Annotated in this window: 13 protein-coding genes; all 13 read left to right on the top strand. The window is 41.6% G+C overall.

Features of this window, described 5'->3' with window-relative positions; translation table 11 throughout:
• Nucleotides 1-14 precede the first annotated feature (14 nt).
• From rsmH to ftsA, 13 genes are read left to right on the top strand one after another with little or no spacing between them, the layout of a single operon-like run.
• Nucleotides 15-953 (top strand): 16S rRNA (cytosine(1402)-N(4))-methyltransferase RsmH, encoded by a 939-nt coding sequence (gene rsmH, locus GQR38_RS04975; RefSeq protein ID WP_008167099.1) that lies wholly within the window; start codon nucleotides 15-17, stop codon nucleotides 951-953.
• The gene (gene ftsL / locus GQR38_RS04970; RefSeq protein ID WP_007582915.1) at nucleotides 950-1,276 is read left to right on the top strand and encodes a cell division protein FtsL; all 327 of its coding nucleotides are present in this window, start codon (nucleotides 950-952) and stop codon (nucleotides 1,274-1,276) included. Before rsmH ends, ftsL begins: the two co-directional genes overlap by 4 nt.
• Nucleotides 1,273-3,090, top strand: coding sequence for a peptidoglycan glycosyltransferase FtsI (locus GQR38_RS04965; RefSeq protein WP_010554293.1), 1,818 nt, complete (start codon nucleotides 1,273-1,275; stop codon nucleotides 3,088-3,090). The genes ftsL and GQR38_RS04965 overlap by 4 nt, the downstream gene beginning before the upstream one ends.
• Entirely contained in the window at nucleotides 3,083-4,561 is a 1,479-nt protein-coding gene (gene murE, locus GQR38_RS04960; RefSeq protein WP_165721136.1) for a UDP-N-acetylmuramoyl-L-alanyl-D-glutamate--2,6-diaminopimelate ligase, read from the top strand. The genes GQR38_RS04965 and murE overlap by 8 nt, the downstream gene beginning before the upstream one ends.
• Nucleotides 4,558-5,940 carry a UDP-N-acetylmuramoyl-tripeptide--D-alanyl-D-alanine ligase gene (gene murF / locus GQR38_RS04955; RefSeq protein WP_165721135.1) on the top strand — a complete coding sequence of 461 codons (1,383 nt, stop codon included), beginning with the start codon at nucleotides 4,558-4,560 and terminating at the stop codon, nucleotides 5,938-5,940. Before murE ends, murF begins: the two co-directional genes overlap by 4 nt.
• On the top strand, nucleotides 5,940-7,022 hold the full coding sequence (gene mraY, locus GQR38_RS04950) for a phospho-N-acetylmuramoyl-pentapeptide-transferase (RefSeq protein ID WP_007582922.1): 1,083 nt from the start codon (nucleotides 5,940-5,942) through the stop codon (nucleotides 7,020-7,022). Before murF ends, mraY begins: the two co-directional genes overlap by 1 nt.
• Entirely contained in the window at nucleotides 7,023-8,357 is a 1,335-nt protein-coding gene (gene murD, locus GQR38_RS04945; protein WP_165721134.1) for a UDP-N-acetylmuramoyl-L-alanine--D-glutamate ligase, read from the top strand.
• On the top strand, nucleotides 8,354-9,529 hold the full coding sequence (gene ftsW / locus GQR38_RS04940) for a cell division protein FtsW (RefSeq protein ID WP_007582927.1): 1,176 nt from the start codon (nucleotides 8,354-8,356) through the stop codon (nucleotides 9,527-9,529). Before murD ends, ftsW begins: the two co-directional genes overlap by 4 nt.
• Nucleotides 9,526-10,602, top strand: coding sequence for an undecaprenyldiphospho-muramoylpentapeptide beta-N-acetylglucosaminyltransferase (gene murG, locus GQR38_RS04935; protein ID WP_007582929.1), 1,077 nt, complete (start codon nucleotides 9,526-9,528; stop codon nucleotides 10,600-10,602). The genes ftsW and murG overlap by 4 nt, the downstream gene beginning before the upstream one ends.
• Nucleotides 10,603-12,054 carry a UDP-N-acetylmuramate--L-alanine ligase gene (murC, locus tag GQR38_RS04930; protein WP_002957994.1) on the top strand — a complete coding sequence of 484 codons (1,452 nt, stop codon included), beginning with the start codon at nucleotides 10,603-10,605 and terminating at the stop codon, nucleotides 12,052-12,054. It begins immediately after the preceding gene.
• Entirely contained in the window at nucleotides 12,051-12,971 is a 921-nt protein-coding gene (locus GQR38_RS04925) for a D-alanine--D-alanine ligase (RefSeq protein ID WP_024592944.1), read from the top strand. Before murC ends, GQR38_RS04925 begins: the two co-directional genes overlap by 4 nt.
• Nucleotide 12,972: 1 nt before the next feature.
• Nucleotides 12,973-13,752: a cell division protein FtsQ/DivIB gene (locus tag GQR38_RS04920; RefSeq protein WP_007582934.1), complete on the top strand. Its 780-nt coding sequence runs from the start codon at nucleotides 12,973-12,975 to the stop codon at nucleotides 13,750-13,752.
• Nucleotides 13,749-14,981, top strand: coding sequence for a cell division protein FtsA (gene ftsA / locus GQR38_RS04915; RefSeq protein WP_007582937.1), 1,233 nt, complete (start codon nucleotides 13,749-13,751; stop codon nucleotides 14,979-14,981). Before GQR38_RS04920 ends, ftsA begins: the two co-directional genes overlap by 4 nt.
• Nucleotides 14,982-14,983 lie beyond the last annotated feature (2 nt).

Raw genomic sequence — 14,983 nt, 5'->3', positions numbered from 1 at the left:
GCAAATAATAGCTAATGACAGCGCAATTTGAACACGTATCCGTATTAATGGACGAAACCATCGATGCCCTCGCAATTAAGCCAGACGGTATATACATGGATGGTACGTTTGGACGTGGCGGCCACTCTGGACAAATTTTAGCACGCCTAGGTGATGAAGGTCGCCTGCAAGCAATTGACCAAGATCCACAAGCGATACAATCAGCCGAAAAATTTGCTGATGATCCACGTTTTGCGATTGCACATACTCGTTTTTCAAATTTATACGAAGTAGCAGAGCAGAACGATCTAATTGGTAAAGTGGATGGCATTTTATTAGACATTGGTGTCTCGTCGCCACAACTTGATGACGCTGCGCGTGGTTTTAGTTTCATGAAAGATGGGCCACTTGATATGCGCATGGACCCAACAACAGGTCGCAGTGCTGCGCAGTGGTTAGCAGAAGCTGAATTAGATGATATTACCCACGTAATTAAAAAACTGGGCGAAGAAAAGTTTGGTAAACGCATTGCACACAAAGTACTCGAAGTTCGTGAGCACACGCCAATCACAACAACCAAGCAACTTGCTGACCTTGTTGATGAAGCAGTACCGGTAAAAGATAAGTTTAAGCACCCTGCAACACGTACTTTTCAGGCGATTCGTATTTATATTAATAGCGAGCTTGAAGAGATTCAAACAGCGCTACAGTCTGCAGTTAAAGTGCTAAAGCCAGGGGGACGTTTAGTGGTGATTTCGTTTCACTCACTAGAGGATCGTATTGTAAAACAGTTTATTAGAAAACAGAGTAGGGGAGAAGTGTTACCCAGAGGTCTGCCTTTAACTGATGCACAAATAAATAAAAACCTGACGTTAAAAGCAGTGGGTAAGGCTATTAAGCCAAGTACTGTTGAAGTAGAACGTAATCCACGTTCTCGTAGTTCTGTACTTAGGATTGCACAGAGGTTGGGATGAGTAAAAAAGCGAGCTATCGTCAACCCAATTTATTCTTTGAAATATTAAAAGGCCTAGGTGCTAACAAGCTAACCTCGGCCTTGTTGGTTGTGATATTCGCTTCTAGTTTAGCTGTTGTGCAAACAACACATTTAGCTCGTGGGCAACTTATAAAGCAAGATCAATTATTACAAGAACGTGATGAACTCGATTTAGAGTGGCGCTACTTACTTGTTGAAGAAGAATTTTATTCGCAACATGCGCGCATTGAAGAAGTTGCTATATCACAATTAAAAATGAAACGACCTACGAGTCAAGATGAGCAGGTAATAATAGTACAATGAGAAATAGAGGCAAAAAACCAGTCACTAATTTAATCACATGGCGCTTTATGCTGGTGTGTACAGTTGTGTTTATGGTGTTTGTAACACTCGTATCTCGCGCTGCTTATTTACAAGTGATAGAACCCGATAAAGCACGTTCAGAAAGTGATAAACGTACGGTACGTGTTGAAAAACTGCATGTGCAACGCGGAATGATTTTTGACCGCAATGGTAAAGAATTAGCGGTAAGTGTGCCTGTGGTAAGTGTATATGCTGATCCTAAAGCATTACATAAATCGCTTGTTTCTAAAGTAATCAAACAAGCACGCAAAAGCGGCGAAGATCACTTATCTTTAACTGAAAACACTGTTGAGCTTGATAAACGTACTGCACTTTATTATAAAAACGATTTACGCTGGCGTGAGCTTGCAGATGTGCTGCGTATTGATCCTAAAAAGATTAATTCTCGACTCTTAAACGATCCTTCGCGTCGCTTTGTGTATTTAAAGCGCCAAGTTACTCCTGCTGTAGCAAATTATATTGGTGATTTACGCCTCCCTGGTATCCATTTACTAGATGAATCTAAACGCTACTACCCTGCAGGTGAAGTTACCGCGCATGTTATTGGTTTTACCAATATCGATGGCAAAGGCATTGAAGGTATTGAAAAACTATACGAAAACGCTTTAACGGGCGAGGAAGGCCGCCGTACCATTCGTAAAGACGCACAAGGGCGTGAGGTAGAAGTACTTGACGAGCGTGAACGTGTAGAGCCAGAAAGTATAGAACTAAGTATTGATCAACGAATTCAAGCCATTGCGTACAAGGCCGTAAAATCAGCTGTACTGACTTATAAAGCCACATCGGGCTCAGCTATGGTAGTTGATGTTAAAACCGGTGAAGTACTGGCAATGGTAAATAGCCCTTCATTTAATCCAAATAACTTAAGCGATGCTGCACCTCATAAACGTCGTAACCGCGCAATTACAGATTTGTTTGAACCAGGCTCAACTGTTAAGCCTCTAGCCATTTTGGCTGGGCTAGACTACGGCGCCATTCAGGCAGATGACACGATTGATACCTACCCAGGTTGGATGCGTTTAGGTGGTAGTTTAGTTAGAGATACTCGTAATCACGGCGAACTAACACTGCGCGAAATACTAAAGTACTCCTCAAACATGGGAGTTGCGAAGGTTACTCAGTTAGTGCCTAAAGATTACCTTGTTGGCTTATACCAAAAAGTAGGGTTTGGCAGTGACACTGGAACAGGCATGGTCGGTGAAAGCAGCGGTTTGTTTTATCCAAATCGTCGTTGGTCTGACTTTGAAATTGCCACTTTATCATTTGGTTATGCAATTTCGGTAAGTACTGCGCAAATGGCGCGCTTTTATACCATGTTAGGCGCTGGTGGAGTTAACCGACCTCTGACTATTTTAAAGCAAGATAATATACCTGAAGGCGAACGTATTTTTAAACAAAAAGACGTAGAAGCCGTAGTCCACATGATGGAAAGTGTATTTGAAAAAGACGGTACTGCTCGCAACATAAAAGTTGATGGGTATCGTGCTGCTGGTAAAACAGGTACATCTAAAAAAGCCGTAGCAGGTGGTTATGGTGATGAATATGTAGGTTACTTTGCAGGTGTAGCACCGGCAAGTAATCCTCGTTTAGCCGTGGTAGTTATGATTAATGAACCAGGTGGTGATGTGTACTATGGAGGTGCCACCGCTGGCCCTGCATTTGCAGAAATCATCTCTAACGCATTAAGAATATTAAACGTAGCGCCTGACAAGGAAGAGGTTGCGTACGTACAAGGTAAAGATAACGATGCGTGATTTAAAGGATATTTTAAAATACATCGAAATAGATGCGCCCTCGCAACTGGTAAAACATTTACGCCTTGATAGCCGTGAAGTAACGCCAGGTGATGTATTTGTTGCTATTAAAGGCCATGCACTTGATGGCGGTCAATTTATTAATAAAGCAATTGAAAATGGCGCAACAGCTATTATTGCTGACAGATTATGTGAATTTGAAACAAGTTTTGAGCCACTATATTTAGTTTCGGAGCTTGATAAAAAGCTTCCAGAATTAGCAAGTCGCTTTTATAGCCAGCCAAGTCAGGCTCTTGATTTAATTGGTGTGACAGGTACAAACGGTAAATCGACAACCACAGCAATGATTGCCCACTTAGCGCAATTTTGCAGTACTGATTCGGCTATTATTGGCACTTTAGGTTATGGTCATCCTGATAACTTAATTCCACTGATTAATACCACACCTTCAACGGTTGATTTACAGCATATTTTGAGCGATTTAAATTCGCAGCATAAAAAGCTGGTAGCCATGGAAGTGTCATCTCATGGATTGGTGCAGCAGCGTGTTGCTAAATGCGCGTTTAAAGCGGCTGTGTTTACTAATCTTTCGCGCGATCACTTAGATTACCATGGTGATATGGCAAGTTACGGTGATGCGAAACTAATGCTTTTCCGTGATTTTGAGCCGCAAGTTGTAGTGCTTAATCAAGATGATTCTCAAGCTGAGCAATGGCTTGAAAAGTATGATTTCAATAACTTAATTTGTTATGGCCGCAAAAACTTAGCCCCTAAGAATGCTCAGTACGTTTATTTTTCTGATGTTGAATATTCAAGTGAAGGTATTTCGGCGCAGTTATCGACTAGTTGGGGTGATATATCGATTAAATCCCCTCTGTTTGGCGAATTTAATTTATATAACTTAACGGCCGCGATCGCTACATTACTAGGACTTGGTTATCCGCTTGAGCAATTAGTTTCAGGTTGTGCGCAGTTACAGCCAGTAGCTGGGCGAATGCAAGCATTTAGCCAAGCAGACATGCCGACGTGTGTTGTTGATTACGCCCATACACCCGATGCACTTGCACTTGCATTACAAGCATTGCAGCTGCATGTGCCAGGTGGTGTAAGTTGTGTATTTGGTTGCGGTGGTGACAGAGACAAAGGAAAGCGTGCATTGATGGCGCAAGCTGCAGAGCAAAACGCTAATAAAGTTATTATTACCAGTGATAACCCTCGCTCAGAAAACCCTGATGACATTATTGCAGATGTAGCTGGCGGTTTAACCCATCCTCAAAATGCACATTTAGAGGCTGATAGAGCAACTGCAATTCGTTTTGCTATAGAAAACGCTACAGCTGATGAGGTTATTTTGATTGCAGGTAAAGGCCACGAAGATTATCAAATTATAGGCGATAAGCGAATCGACTTTTGCGATCGCCGATATGTACAAGAACAACTAAAAAAAGCAGTAAGAGGGATAACACAATGATCCCAATGGATTTTTATTGGTTAGCTAATGTGCTAACAACCGATTATCAAGGTGATAATCAACACGTGCTTAATATAAATACTGATACTCGTACAGTGTGCGATGGCGAAGTGTTTTTAGCACTGAAAGGGCCAAATTTTGATGGGCATAAATTTATAGCTGAGGCTAAACAAAAAGGCGCTATTGGCGTTATTGTTCAGCACAAAGTTGATGTAGATATTCCACAATTTATAGTAAGCGATACACGTATTGCACTAGGTGCAATTGGCACCGCTGTTATGGCCCAAGTGGCGCCTAAAACAATTGCAATTACAGGTAGTGTAGGCAAAACCACCGTAAAAGAAATGTGTGCGGCAATTTTGTCGGTTCACGGTGATGTATTAGCTACTAAAGGTAATTTTAATAACGATATTGGCGTCCCACTTACGTTATTGCGCTTAGAGCCTCAACATCGTTTTGCGGTTATTGAACTAGGTGCAAATCACTTAGGTGAAATTGCTTACACTACTGCAATGACAAAACCAGATGTAGCCGTTGTATGTAATGTTGCAGCAGCCCACTTAGAAGGTTTTGGTAGTTTAATGGGCGTCGCAAAAGCTAAAGGTGAGATTTTTGATGGCCTTAAAGATGATGGCGTTGCGATTGTTAACTGCGATAGTGAATTTAGCCAATATTGGTTAGATAAGCTTGAAGGGCGTAATGTTAAACGTTTTTCTACAACTGAAAAACTAGATATTTGGGCAGAGAACATCACGCTTGATGCCAATGCGCGTGCAAGCTTTACGCTTTGCACTAAAAACAAGCAAGTACCTGTTACTTTGGCACTTCCGGGTAAGCACAATATTAGTAATGCACTTATCGCTGCTGCACTGACCAGTGAATTTAATGTAACCCTTGAAGAAATAGCCAATGCACTTGCCACAATGGGGGATGTAAAAGGGCGCGTTAATTTAATTGAAGTGTCTGATTTACTCACCGTGGTTGATGATACCTATAATGCCAATGTTAAGTCTGTAAAGGCTGCGATTGACTTGTTAAGTGATATGCAAGGTCACCGCATTTTAGCACTCGGAGACATGGGTGAGCTAGGTGAAGATGCACGTAAGTACCATCAAGAAGTTGGCGAGTATGCACTTGAGCAAGGGATTGATGAGTTATTTACATTAGGTGTATTAAGTAAATACGCAAGTGATGTGTTTGAACTACCTAATCGCCACTTTTCGAGCCGCGAACAGATGCAGCAAAAAATTCAAGAAAGTATTAATAAAGTGAATACTAAAACAACAATAGTAGTGAAAGGATCGCGCAGTTCTCGCATGGAATTATTAGTAACCGATTTAGTTAATGGCCAGCAACAAGCCATCAATGGAGTATCATAATGTTAGTTTGGCTGGCAGAGTATTTAACACAGTATTTTAGTGGTTTTCATGTTTTTTCGTATTTAACGCTACGTGCCATTTTAGGTATTTTAACTGCGCTAATTATGTCTCTTTATTTAGGGCCTAAGTTAATTCGTGGTTTGCAACGTATGCAAATAGGTCAAACAGTTCGAGACGATGGTCCGCAATCGCATTTGTCTAAGTCGGGTACGCCGACTATGGGCGGCTTACTTATTTTAGCGGCTATTTTTACCAGCACGCTACTTTGGGCCGATTTATCAAATAAATACGTATGGGCAACACTATTTGTAATTGGCTCATTAGGTATTGTTGGCTTTGTTGATGATTATCGTAAAGTTATTCGTAAAGATCCAAAAGGCTTAATTGCTAAGTGGAAGTACTTTTGGCAGTCGGTCATTGCATTAGTTGTAGCTACTGCTTTGTATTTTACCAGTGCACAAGCATCTGAAACATCACTTGTTGTTCCATTTTTTAAAGACGTATTACCGCAATTAGGTTTGTTTTATATCGTGCTTACGTACTTTGCGATAGTAGGTACATCAAACGCGGTAAACCTGACCGATGGTTTAGATGGCTTGGCGATTGTGCCAATTATTTTAGTGGCTTCAGCGCTGGCAATTATTGCTTACTTAACAGGTAATATTAACTTTTCGGCTTACTTACATATTCCACATTTACCGCTGGCGAGTGAGCTTGTGGTTGTATGTACTGCCATTGTGGGCGCAGGGCTTGGCTTTTTATGGTTTAACACTTACCCAGCACAAGTATTTATGGGCGATGTTGGCTCATTAGCACTTGGTGGCGCATTAGGTATTATTGCTGTTTTAGTACGCCAAGAGTTACTGCTTATTATTATGGGCGGTGTATTTGTGATGGAAGCACTATCGGTAATATTACAAGTGGGGTCGTATAAATTACGCGGACAACGCATTTTTAGAATGGCGCCGATTCATCATCATTATGAATTAAAAGGTTGGCCAGAGCCTCGTGTTATTGTGCGCTTTTGGATTATTTCTGTTGTGCTAGTGCTTGCTGGCTTAGCTACTTTAAAGATTCGATAAATGCAGTATTTAAACGAGATAAAAAACAAACAAATAACAGTGCTCGGACTCGGTGTAACCGGTCTGGGCATTGTGCGTTTTCTATTATCTCATGGCCTCACACCAAAGGTCGTTGATAGCCGAGTAACCCCGCCGGGGATTGATTGGTTAAAAGAGCACGCGCCAACTTTAGATACCCACTTCGGTAATTTGGATGACGTAGAGCTTTGTTCAAGCGATATGATTATTATAAGCCCTGGGCTTAGCTTAAAAACACCAGCTGTTGCAGATGCAATTAACGCAGGTGTTGAAGTGATTGGCGACGTTGAGTTATTTGCACGTATTAATACAAAACCTGTTGTTGCAGTAACGGGCTCTAACGGTAAATCAACCGTGGTGACGCTCGCTTATGAAGTGTTAAAAGAAGCCGGCTATAAAGTTGCTTTGGGTGGGAATATTGGCACAGCGGTACTTGATTTACTCAATGATGATTTTGATGTATATGTGCTTGAGTTATCGAGTTTTCAGCTAGATACCACAACGAGTTTAAAACCAGTAAGTGCAACGGTATTAAATGTGTCTGAAGATCATCTTGACCGCTACGACAGTTACCAAGCTTATATAGATTCAAAGCTTAGTATTTATAATTTCGCAGAGCTTATTGTTGTCAATGCAGACGATAGTCAAACACATCCAGTTGAGCGCGGTACAACCCCTTTAATTAGCTTTGGTGCTCAACAAGGTGATTACCATTTAGCGCAGCACAATGGCGAAACTCACTTTATGGTTAAAGGCGATGCCTTTTTACCTGTTGATACACTTGCGGTAGTGGGTAAGCACAATTATTTAAATACGCTTGCAGTAATGGCGCTTTTAAGTCCGTTTGAAGTAAGCAAAGAGCAATATAAAAATGCATTAGGTCAATTTAATGGGTTGGCTCATCGCTGCCAATTTGTAGCTGAGCTTAACGGTGTAAAGTATTTTAACGATTCAAAGGCAACTAATGTTGGAGCGACCATTGCTGCAATAGATAGTTTAGCTAGTGACGGTGAAAATCTGATTGTTATTGCTGGTGGCGATGCCAAAGGCGCTGATTTAAATGCGCTTAAACCTTACATAGAACAGCATGTAAAAGCATTAATTTGTTTTGGTAAAGATGCAAGTGACTTAGCTGCGATTACCAATAAGAGTTATTTAACTAACAATATGGAAGAAGCCGTTACTTTGGCCAAAGTACTTAGTAGTACAGGCAATATTGTTTTATTAGCCCCCGCATGTGCCAGCATTGATATGTATAACAACTATATGCAACGCGGTGATGACTTTGTTCAGTGTGTTATGGCAGGGGCGTTATGATTGCTTTTGCCGATATAAGAGACGCATTAACACCTAAGCCTTCGGCGCAGTTATACGATGTACCGCTATTGTACTGCGTAATAATGCTAATTGGTGTTGGTTTTATCATGGTGACCAGCGCATCAATGCCTACCGCAGAGCGGTTATTTGATGACCCGTACCATATTACCATTCGCCACAGCATGTTTTTGGCAATGGCTTTTGTGCTTTTTTGGATAAGTGTTTGTGTGCCAATGGAGTGGTGGAAACGATCAAACCCTTATCTATTAATACTAGGTATGGTGCTATTAATAGCGGTATTGATTATTGGGCGTGAAGTAAACGGCGCTAAACGATGGATACCTATTGGACCTGTTGGTTTTCAGGTGGCTGAGGCCGCTAAGTTGTACTTTTTTAGTTATATTGCGGGTTATTTGGTAAGAAAACGCGAAGAAGTACAAGAAAATATTAAAGGCTTTGCAAAGCCAATTGCTGTATTTGCAGTGTATGCACTGCTTATTCTGCTGCAGCCAGATTTAGGCACAGTGGTTGTTATGTTTGTAACAACGGTTGGTTTATTGTTTTTAGCTGGTGCTAAGTTATGGCAGTTTTTTGTACTTATTTTAACGGGCGTGGGTCTGGTTGTATTACTTATTATTGTTGAACCATATCGTATGGCACGTGTTGTTGGCTTTTTAGACCCTTGGGATGATCCTTTTGGAAAGGGTTATCAGTTGGTGCAATCGCTAATGGCATATAGCCAGGGGGGTTGGTTTGGCCAAGGCTTAGGTAACAGTGTACAAAAGCTACAATATTTACCTGAAGCACATAACGATTTTATTTTTGCCGTTATAGGTGAAGAACTTGGCTTAATAGGCGTTGTAAGTATTTTAACTGTATTAGCTACTTTAGTATTTAGAGCCTTATTAATAGGCCAACAAGCGCTTAAGTGCGGCAAGGAATACGAAGGCTACTTTTCATTTGCCATTGGTATTTGGTTTGCATTTCAAACCATGGTGAATGTAGGTGCGAGCGCGGGTATTTTACCGACGAAGGGTTTAACCCTGCCGTTTATTTCTTATGGCGGCTCAAGCTTATTAATTATGACGATTGCCACGGGTATTTTATTACGCGTAGATTTTGAAACCAAAATGGCAACCAAACAAGCCACCTCACGCGGAGGTAAGCGATGAGTAAAAAATTAGTAGTTGTGGCTGGTGGAACTGGCGGACACATTTTTCCCGGTATTGCAGTAGCCGATTATTTAAAACAGCAGGGCTGGCAAGTTAGCTGGATCGGCACACCAGATCGAATGGAAGCGAGCGTTGTACCTAAGCACAATATAGATATTGATTTTATTAACGTTAAAGGTGTTCGTGGTAACGGATTAAAGCGTCTTATTAAAGCCCCATTCATGGTAATTAATGCAGTATTGCAGGCGCGTAAGGTATTGAAAGAACAGCGTCCTGATGTAGTACTTGCAATGGGCGGTTATGTTACGGGTCCAACGGGAATTGCCGCAAAAAGTTTAGGTATCCCGCTGGTTATTCACGAGCAAAACGCTGTAGCGGGTATGAGCAATAAACTGCTAGCTAAGGTGGCTACACGAGTATTAGCTGCATTTCCAAGTGCTTTTGCACAGGGTCAAGCCGAGCTAGTAGGTAACCCAGTTCGCCAAAGCGTTATGAATATAGCCAAACGCGATGTATCAAGCCCTATTAATATTTTAGTAGTGGGCGGCTCGCTTGGTGCACAAGTGCTTAATCAAACATTACCAGAAGCATTTAAAGTACTAAATAATACAGCTCCAATAAGTATATGGCATCAAACAGGTAAGGGTCATTTAACTACCGTAGAAGCCGCTTATAAAATGCATGCTTTTACAGGCAGTAATACAAAAATAGCTGAATTTATTGATGATATGGACGCAGCGTATAGCTGGGCTGACATTGTTGTTTGCCGTGCTGGTGCGTTAACTGTTAGCGAAATTGCAGCGGCAGGTAAAATGGCCGTTTTTGTTCCGTTTCCACATGCCGTGGATGACCATCAAACAGCGAACGCACAATATTTAGTGATGGCTAATGGCGCATTATTAATGCCACAAGGGCAGTTTAATAAACAATCAATTGTTGAACTATTAAGCCCGTATTTAGCCCAACCTTCATTAATTACTGAAATGGCTACAAATGCAAAAAAACAAGCCATTTTAGATGCCACAGCAAGCGTAGCAACGCACTGTGAGCAAGTAACAAATAAGAGAAAATAAGTGAAAGAAACGTCAGTACAAGAAAAACACACACGCCCCGCAATGCGCCGAATAGAAACCATCCACTTTATTGGTATTGGTGGAGCCGGTATGGGTGGTATTGCTGAAGTACTCGCTTTTGAAGGCTACCGTATTACAGGTTCTGACATTGCCCACAGCGCTATGACAGATCGTTTAATTAAAGCCGGTGCTGAGGTATTTATTGGCCATCATGAAAATAACGTGAAAGATGCCAATGTAGTCGTTGTTTCAAGTGCGATTGATGAAACAAATCCTGAAATTATTGCAGCTAAAGCCGCAAGAGTCCCCGTTGTGCGCCGCGCAGAAATGTTGGCTGAATTAATGCGTTTTCGCCACGGTATAGCCATTGCGGGTACGCATGGTAAAACAACGACAACAAGCTTAATTGCGAGTATTTATGGACAAGCAGGGCTTGATCCAACCTTTATTATTGGTGGCTTGTTAAATAGCGCAGGTAGTAACGCAAAAGTAGGCAAAAGTGATTTTTTAATTGCAGAAGCTGATGAAAGCGATGCGTCGTTTTTACACTTACAGCCAATGGTATCGGTGATCACAAATATTGAAGAAGATCACATGGATACTTATGGCGGCAGTCTTGAAAAAATGAAAGACACGTATGTCGATTTCATTCATAACTTGCCGTTTTATGGCTTAGCTGTTGTATGTATTGATTCTGAAGTTGCTGCTGAACTTATCCCGCGTTTTGGTCGCCCAGTTATCACGTATGGCGAATCGAAGGATGCTGATTACCGCATGAGCGACTTTAGCCAATCAGCTAATACATGCACATTTACAGTAACTAACAAACAAGGTGAGTGTTTAACTGCCACGTTGAATATGCCAGGTAGACACAACGCACTTAATGCAACCGCTGCGATTGCTGTGGCAAAAGATCAAAACATTGCGAATCATGCAATTTTAGAAGCGCTGCAGAAGTTTGAAGGTATTGGTCGTCGTTTTCAACACTATGGTGAATTTGAAAACGAGCGTGGCAATGTGATGTTAGTTGATGATTACGGGCATCATCCTTCAGAAGTTGCAGCAACAATTGCAGCAGTACGTGAAGGTTGGCCTGATAAGCGTTTAGTAATGGTATATCAACCTCATAGATTTTCCCGTACACGCGACTTATACGAAGATTTTGTAAAAGTACTTGCTGATGTAGATCAGTTGCTACTGCTTGATGTGTATAGCGCTGGTGAAGATCCTATTGTTGGCGCAGACAGCAAAAGCTTATGCCGTAGCCTTCGTCAACGTGGCAAAGAGCCGCTGCATGTGGCAACAAATGCAGAGCTTGCAGGCGTTTTGGCCGCAAATTTACAAAATAATGATTTAGTATTAACCCAAGGCGCTGGTAATATAGGTCAGTTAGTTAAAACATTAGCTGCGACGGGTATGTCGATAGAAAAACTTAAGCAAGGTGAAGTATGACTCAGGTAAACACACAGTTTGGTAAAGTAGCGGTACTGCTAGGTGGTAACTCAGCAGAACGTGAAGTGTCTTTACGATCGGGTCAGGCTGTTTTAAATGCGCTGCAAAATAGTGGCATTGATGCAATTGCATTTGACCCGCAAAGTCGTTCTTTGTGGGAGTTAAAAGAATTAAATGTAGAGCGCGTTTTTATTGCTTTGCATGGTCGTGGTGGCGAAGACGGAACTGTACAAGGTGCGCTTGAATTTATGAACCTGCCTTACACGGGCAGTAATGTACTGGGTTCAGCACTTGCTATGGATAAAGTACGTTGTAAGCACTTATTTAAATCAGCGGGTTTAAGCACTGCACCTTATACCGTAGTTGACGCTAAAAAAGGCTTTGATGCTGCAGCTATTATGGGTGAGTTTAAAAAGGTAATGGTTAAGCCATCGCACGAAGGCTCAAGCATCGGTATGGCGCAAGCAAGTACAGCACAAGAACTTGAAGACGCACTAGCTAATGCATTTAAGTTTGATAATCAAGTGCTTGTAGAGCAGTGGATCACGGGACGTGAATTCACAGTTACAGTGCTTGGCGATGAAGTACAACCAGTCATTGAGATGACGACACCTAATGGTTTTTACGATTACCAAGCTAAGTATCAATCAAATACAACGCAGTATCATTGCCCTGCCGATTTATCAGAGCAAGATACTAAGTACTTACAAGCTATATCGCTAGATGCATTTGATTTAGTGGGCGCAAGTGGTTGGGGCCGTGTTGATGCGATGCAAGACGAGCAAGGTAACTTTTATCTCCTTGAAGTAAATACAGTACCAGGCATGACTGAAAAGTCGTTAGTGCCAATGGCGGCAAAAGCGAATGGGGCAACTTTTGAACAATTAGTTGTTCGCATTTTAGAGCAAACGCTTTAATATGCATCCCCTTTTAGAAAAAGCTCAGGAAATCAAACTGAAACTTAATTGGTCTCTGATTTTTGGTGTGAGCTTTTTTCTGATAGTTGTAATTGGCTTAGTGCAAATTACAACAGGTGTATCGGATTGGTTAGTTGAAAACAAAGATGCTCAAATTAAGCACCTTACAGTGCAAGGGCAGCCTAAATACACAGATGAAACGGCAATTATAAAAGCGATTAAAAAAGCCGATTTAAGTAGTTTTTTTGAACTTGATGTTAAGCATGTGCAGCAGCTAGTTCAAGACTTACCCTGGGTTGCTACCGCTTCGGTGCGTAAACAATGGCCTGATACTATACAAGTATATGTTGTTGAACATGAAGTAGTAGCACATTGGAATAGCGACTTATTGCTCAACCAAAGTGGTCAGGCATTTCAAGCCAGCAGCGATAAGTTAGATGATGACTTACCGCAGTTATACGGCCCAGAAGGCAGCGAAGAAGAAGCGTGGATTGCTTTTAAGCAATTTGATGAAATGCTAAAAGTTAACGGCTTAACGTTAACAAGTTTGGCATTGTCGGAGCGCTTTTCGTGGCAACTATGGTTAGATAACGGAATACGTTTAAATTTAGGACGTAAAGATAAAGCCAAGCGTGTACAACGTTTTATAGACGTTTATCCACGAATGGAACAACGTGCAGATGCACAAGTAGATACAATAGATTTACGGTATGATACCGGCCTTGCAGTCAGCTTTAAGCCAGTGCAAGAAGAACAATTACAAAATAAGAGTAAGGCATGACTAAGTCAGCAGAAAGAAACCTAGTAATAGGGTTAGATGTTGGCACCTCGAAAGTGGTTGCCACGGTAGGTGAAATCACCGCAGATAACAAGCTCAGCATTGTTGGTGTGGGCAGCCAAGTATCTCATGGTATGGATAAAGGCGGCGTTAACGATTTAAACTTAGTGTCTGAGTCTATTCGCCGAGCAATAGACGAAGCCGAGTTAATGGCTGATTGTCGTATTAGCTCTGTGTATTTGGGTATTTCTGGCAAACATATACAGTGTCAAAATGAAAGTGGCGTGGTGGCAATTAATAACACTGAAGTCACTGACGAAGACATTGAAAATGTAATTCATATTGCGCGTTCTGTGCCTATTTCGGCAGAACGTAAAATGCTGCATGCATTGCCGCAAGAATACAGTATCGACATGCAAGAGGGCATTAAAAACCCACTTGGTATGAGTGGTGTTCGTATGGAAGCGCGTGCACACATTATTACGTGCTCAAACGATATGGCAAAAAATATCGAGAAATGCGTAGAGCGCTGTGGTCTTGAAGTCGATCAACTTATCTTTACTGCATTAGCGTCATGTTATTCTGTACTAACAGATGACGAAAAAGAGCTAGGTGTTGCAGTACTTGATATTGGTGGCGGCACTATGGATATCACCATTTATATTAATGGTGCACTTCGTCACTCAGCGGTTATTCCTGTGGCGGGTAACCAAGTTACTGGTGATATTGCAAAAATATTTCGCACACCTATATCACATGCCGAGTCACTCAAAGTACAATACGCATGTGCTAGTAGCCAAATGGCAAGTAGCGAAGACACAATTGAGGTACCAAGTGTAGGCGGACGACCAGCAAGGTTAATGTCGCGCCATACATTATCTGAGGTGGTAGAGCCTCGTTTTAGAGAATTATTCGAGCTTGCGATGGAAGAAATTCGTCGTTCAGGCTTAGAAGACCAAATTGCGGCAGGTCTCGTTATTACAGGCGGAACTGCTAAAATGACTGGCGCGATGGAAGTGGCAGAAGATATATTTCAAATGCCAGTAAGAATAGGCAAACCAATCGGGATGGTTGGTTTGACAGACTATGTAGATGATCCTTCGTACGCAACCGCTGTTGGTTTGTTACAATACGGGCGTACTATGCAATCGATGAATGCACAAAAGTCGAAAGCAGAGGATAACAATAATTGGTGGAACCGCATTACTAAATGGTTCCAAGGCGAGTTTTAAGA

Origin of the sequence: Pseudoalteromonas sp. c7(2019) (genome assembly GCF_011378625.1) — a bacterium.
In the GTDB taxonomy this organism is placed as follows: Bacteria; Pseudomonadota; Gammaproteobacteria; order Enterobacterales; family Alteromonadaceae; genus Pseudoalteromonas; species Pseudoalteromonas arctica.
This window is presented reverse-complemented; position numbering and strand designations above follow the sequence as displayed.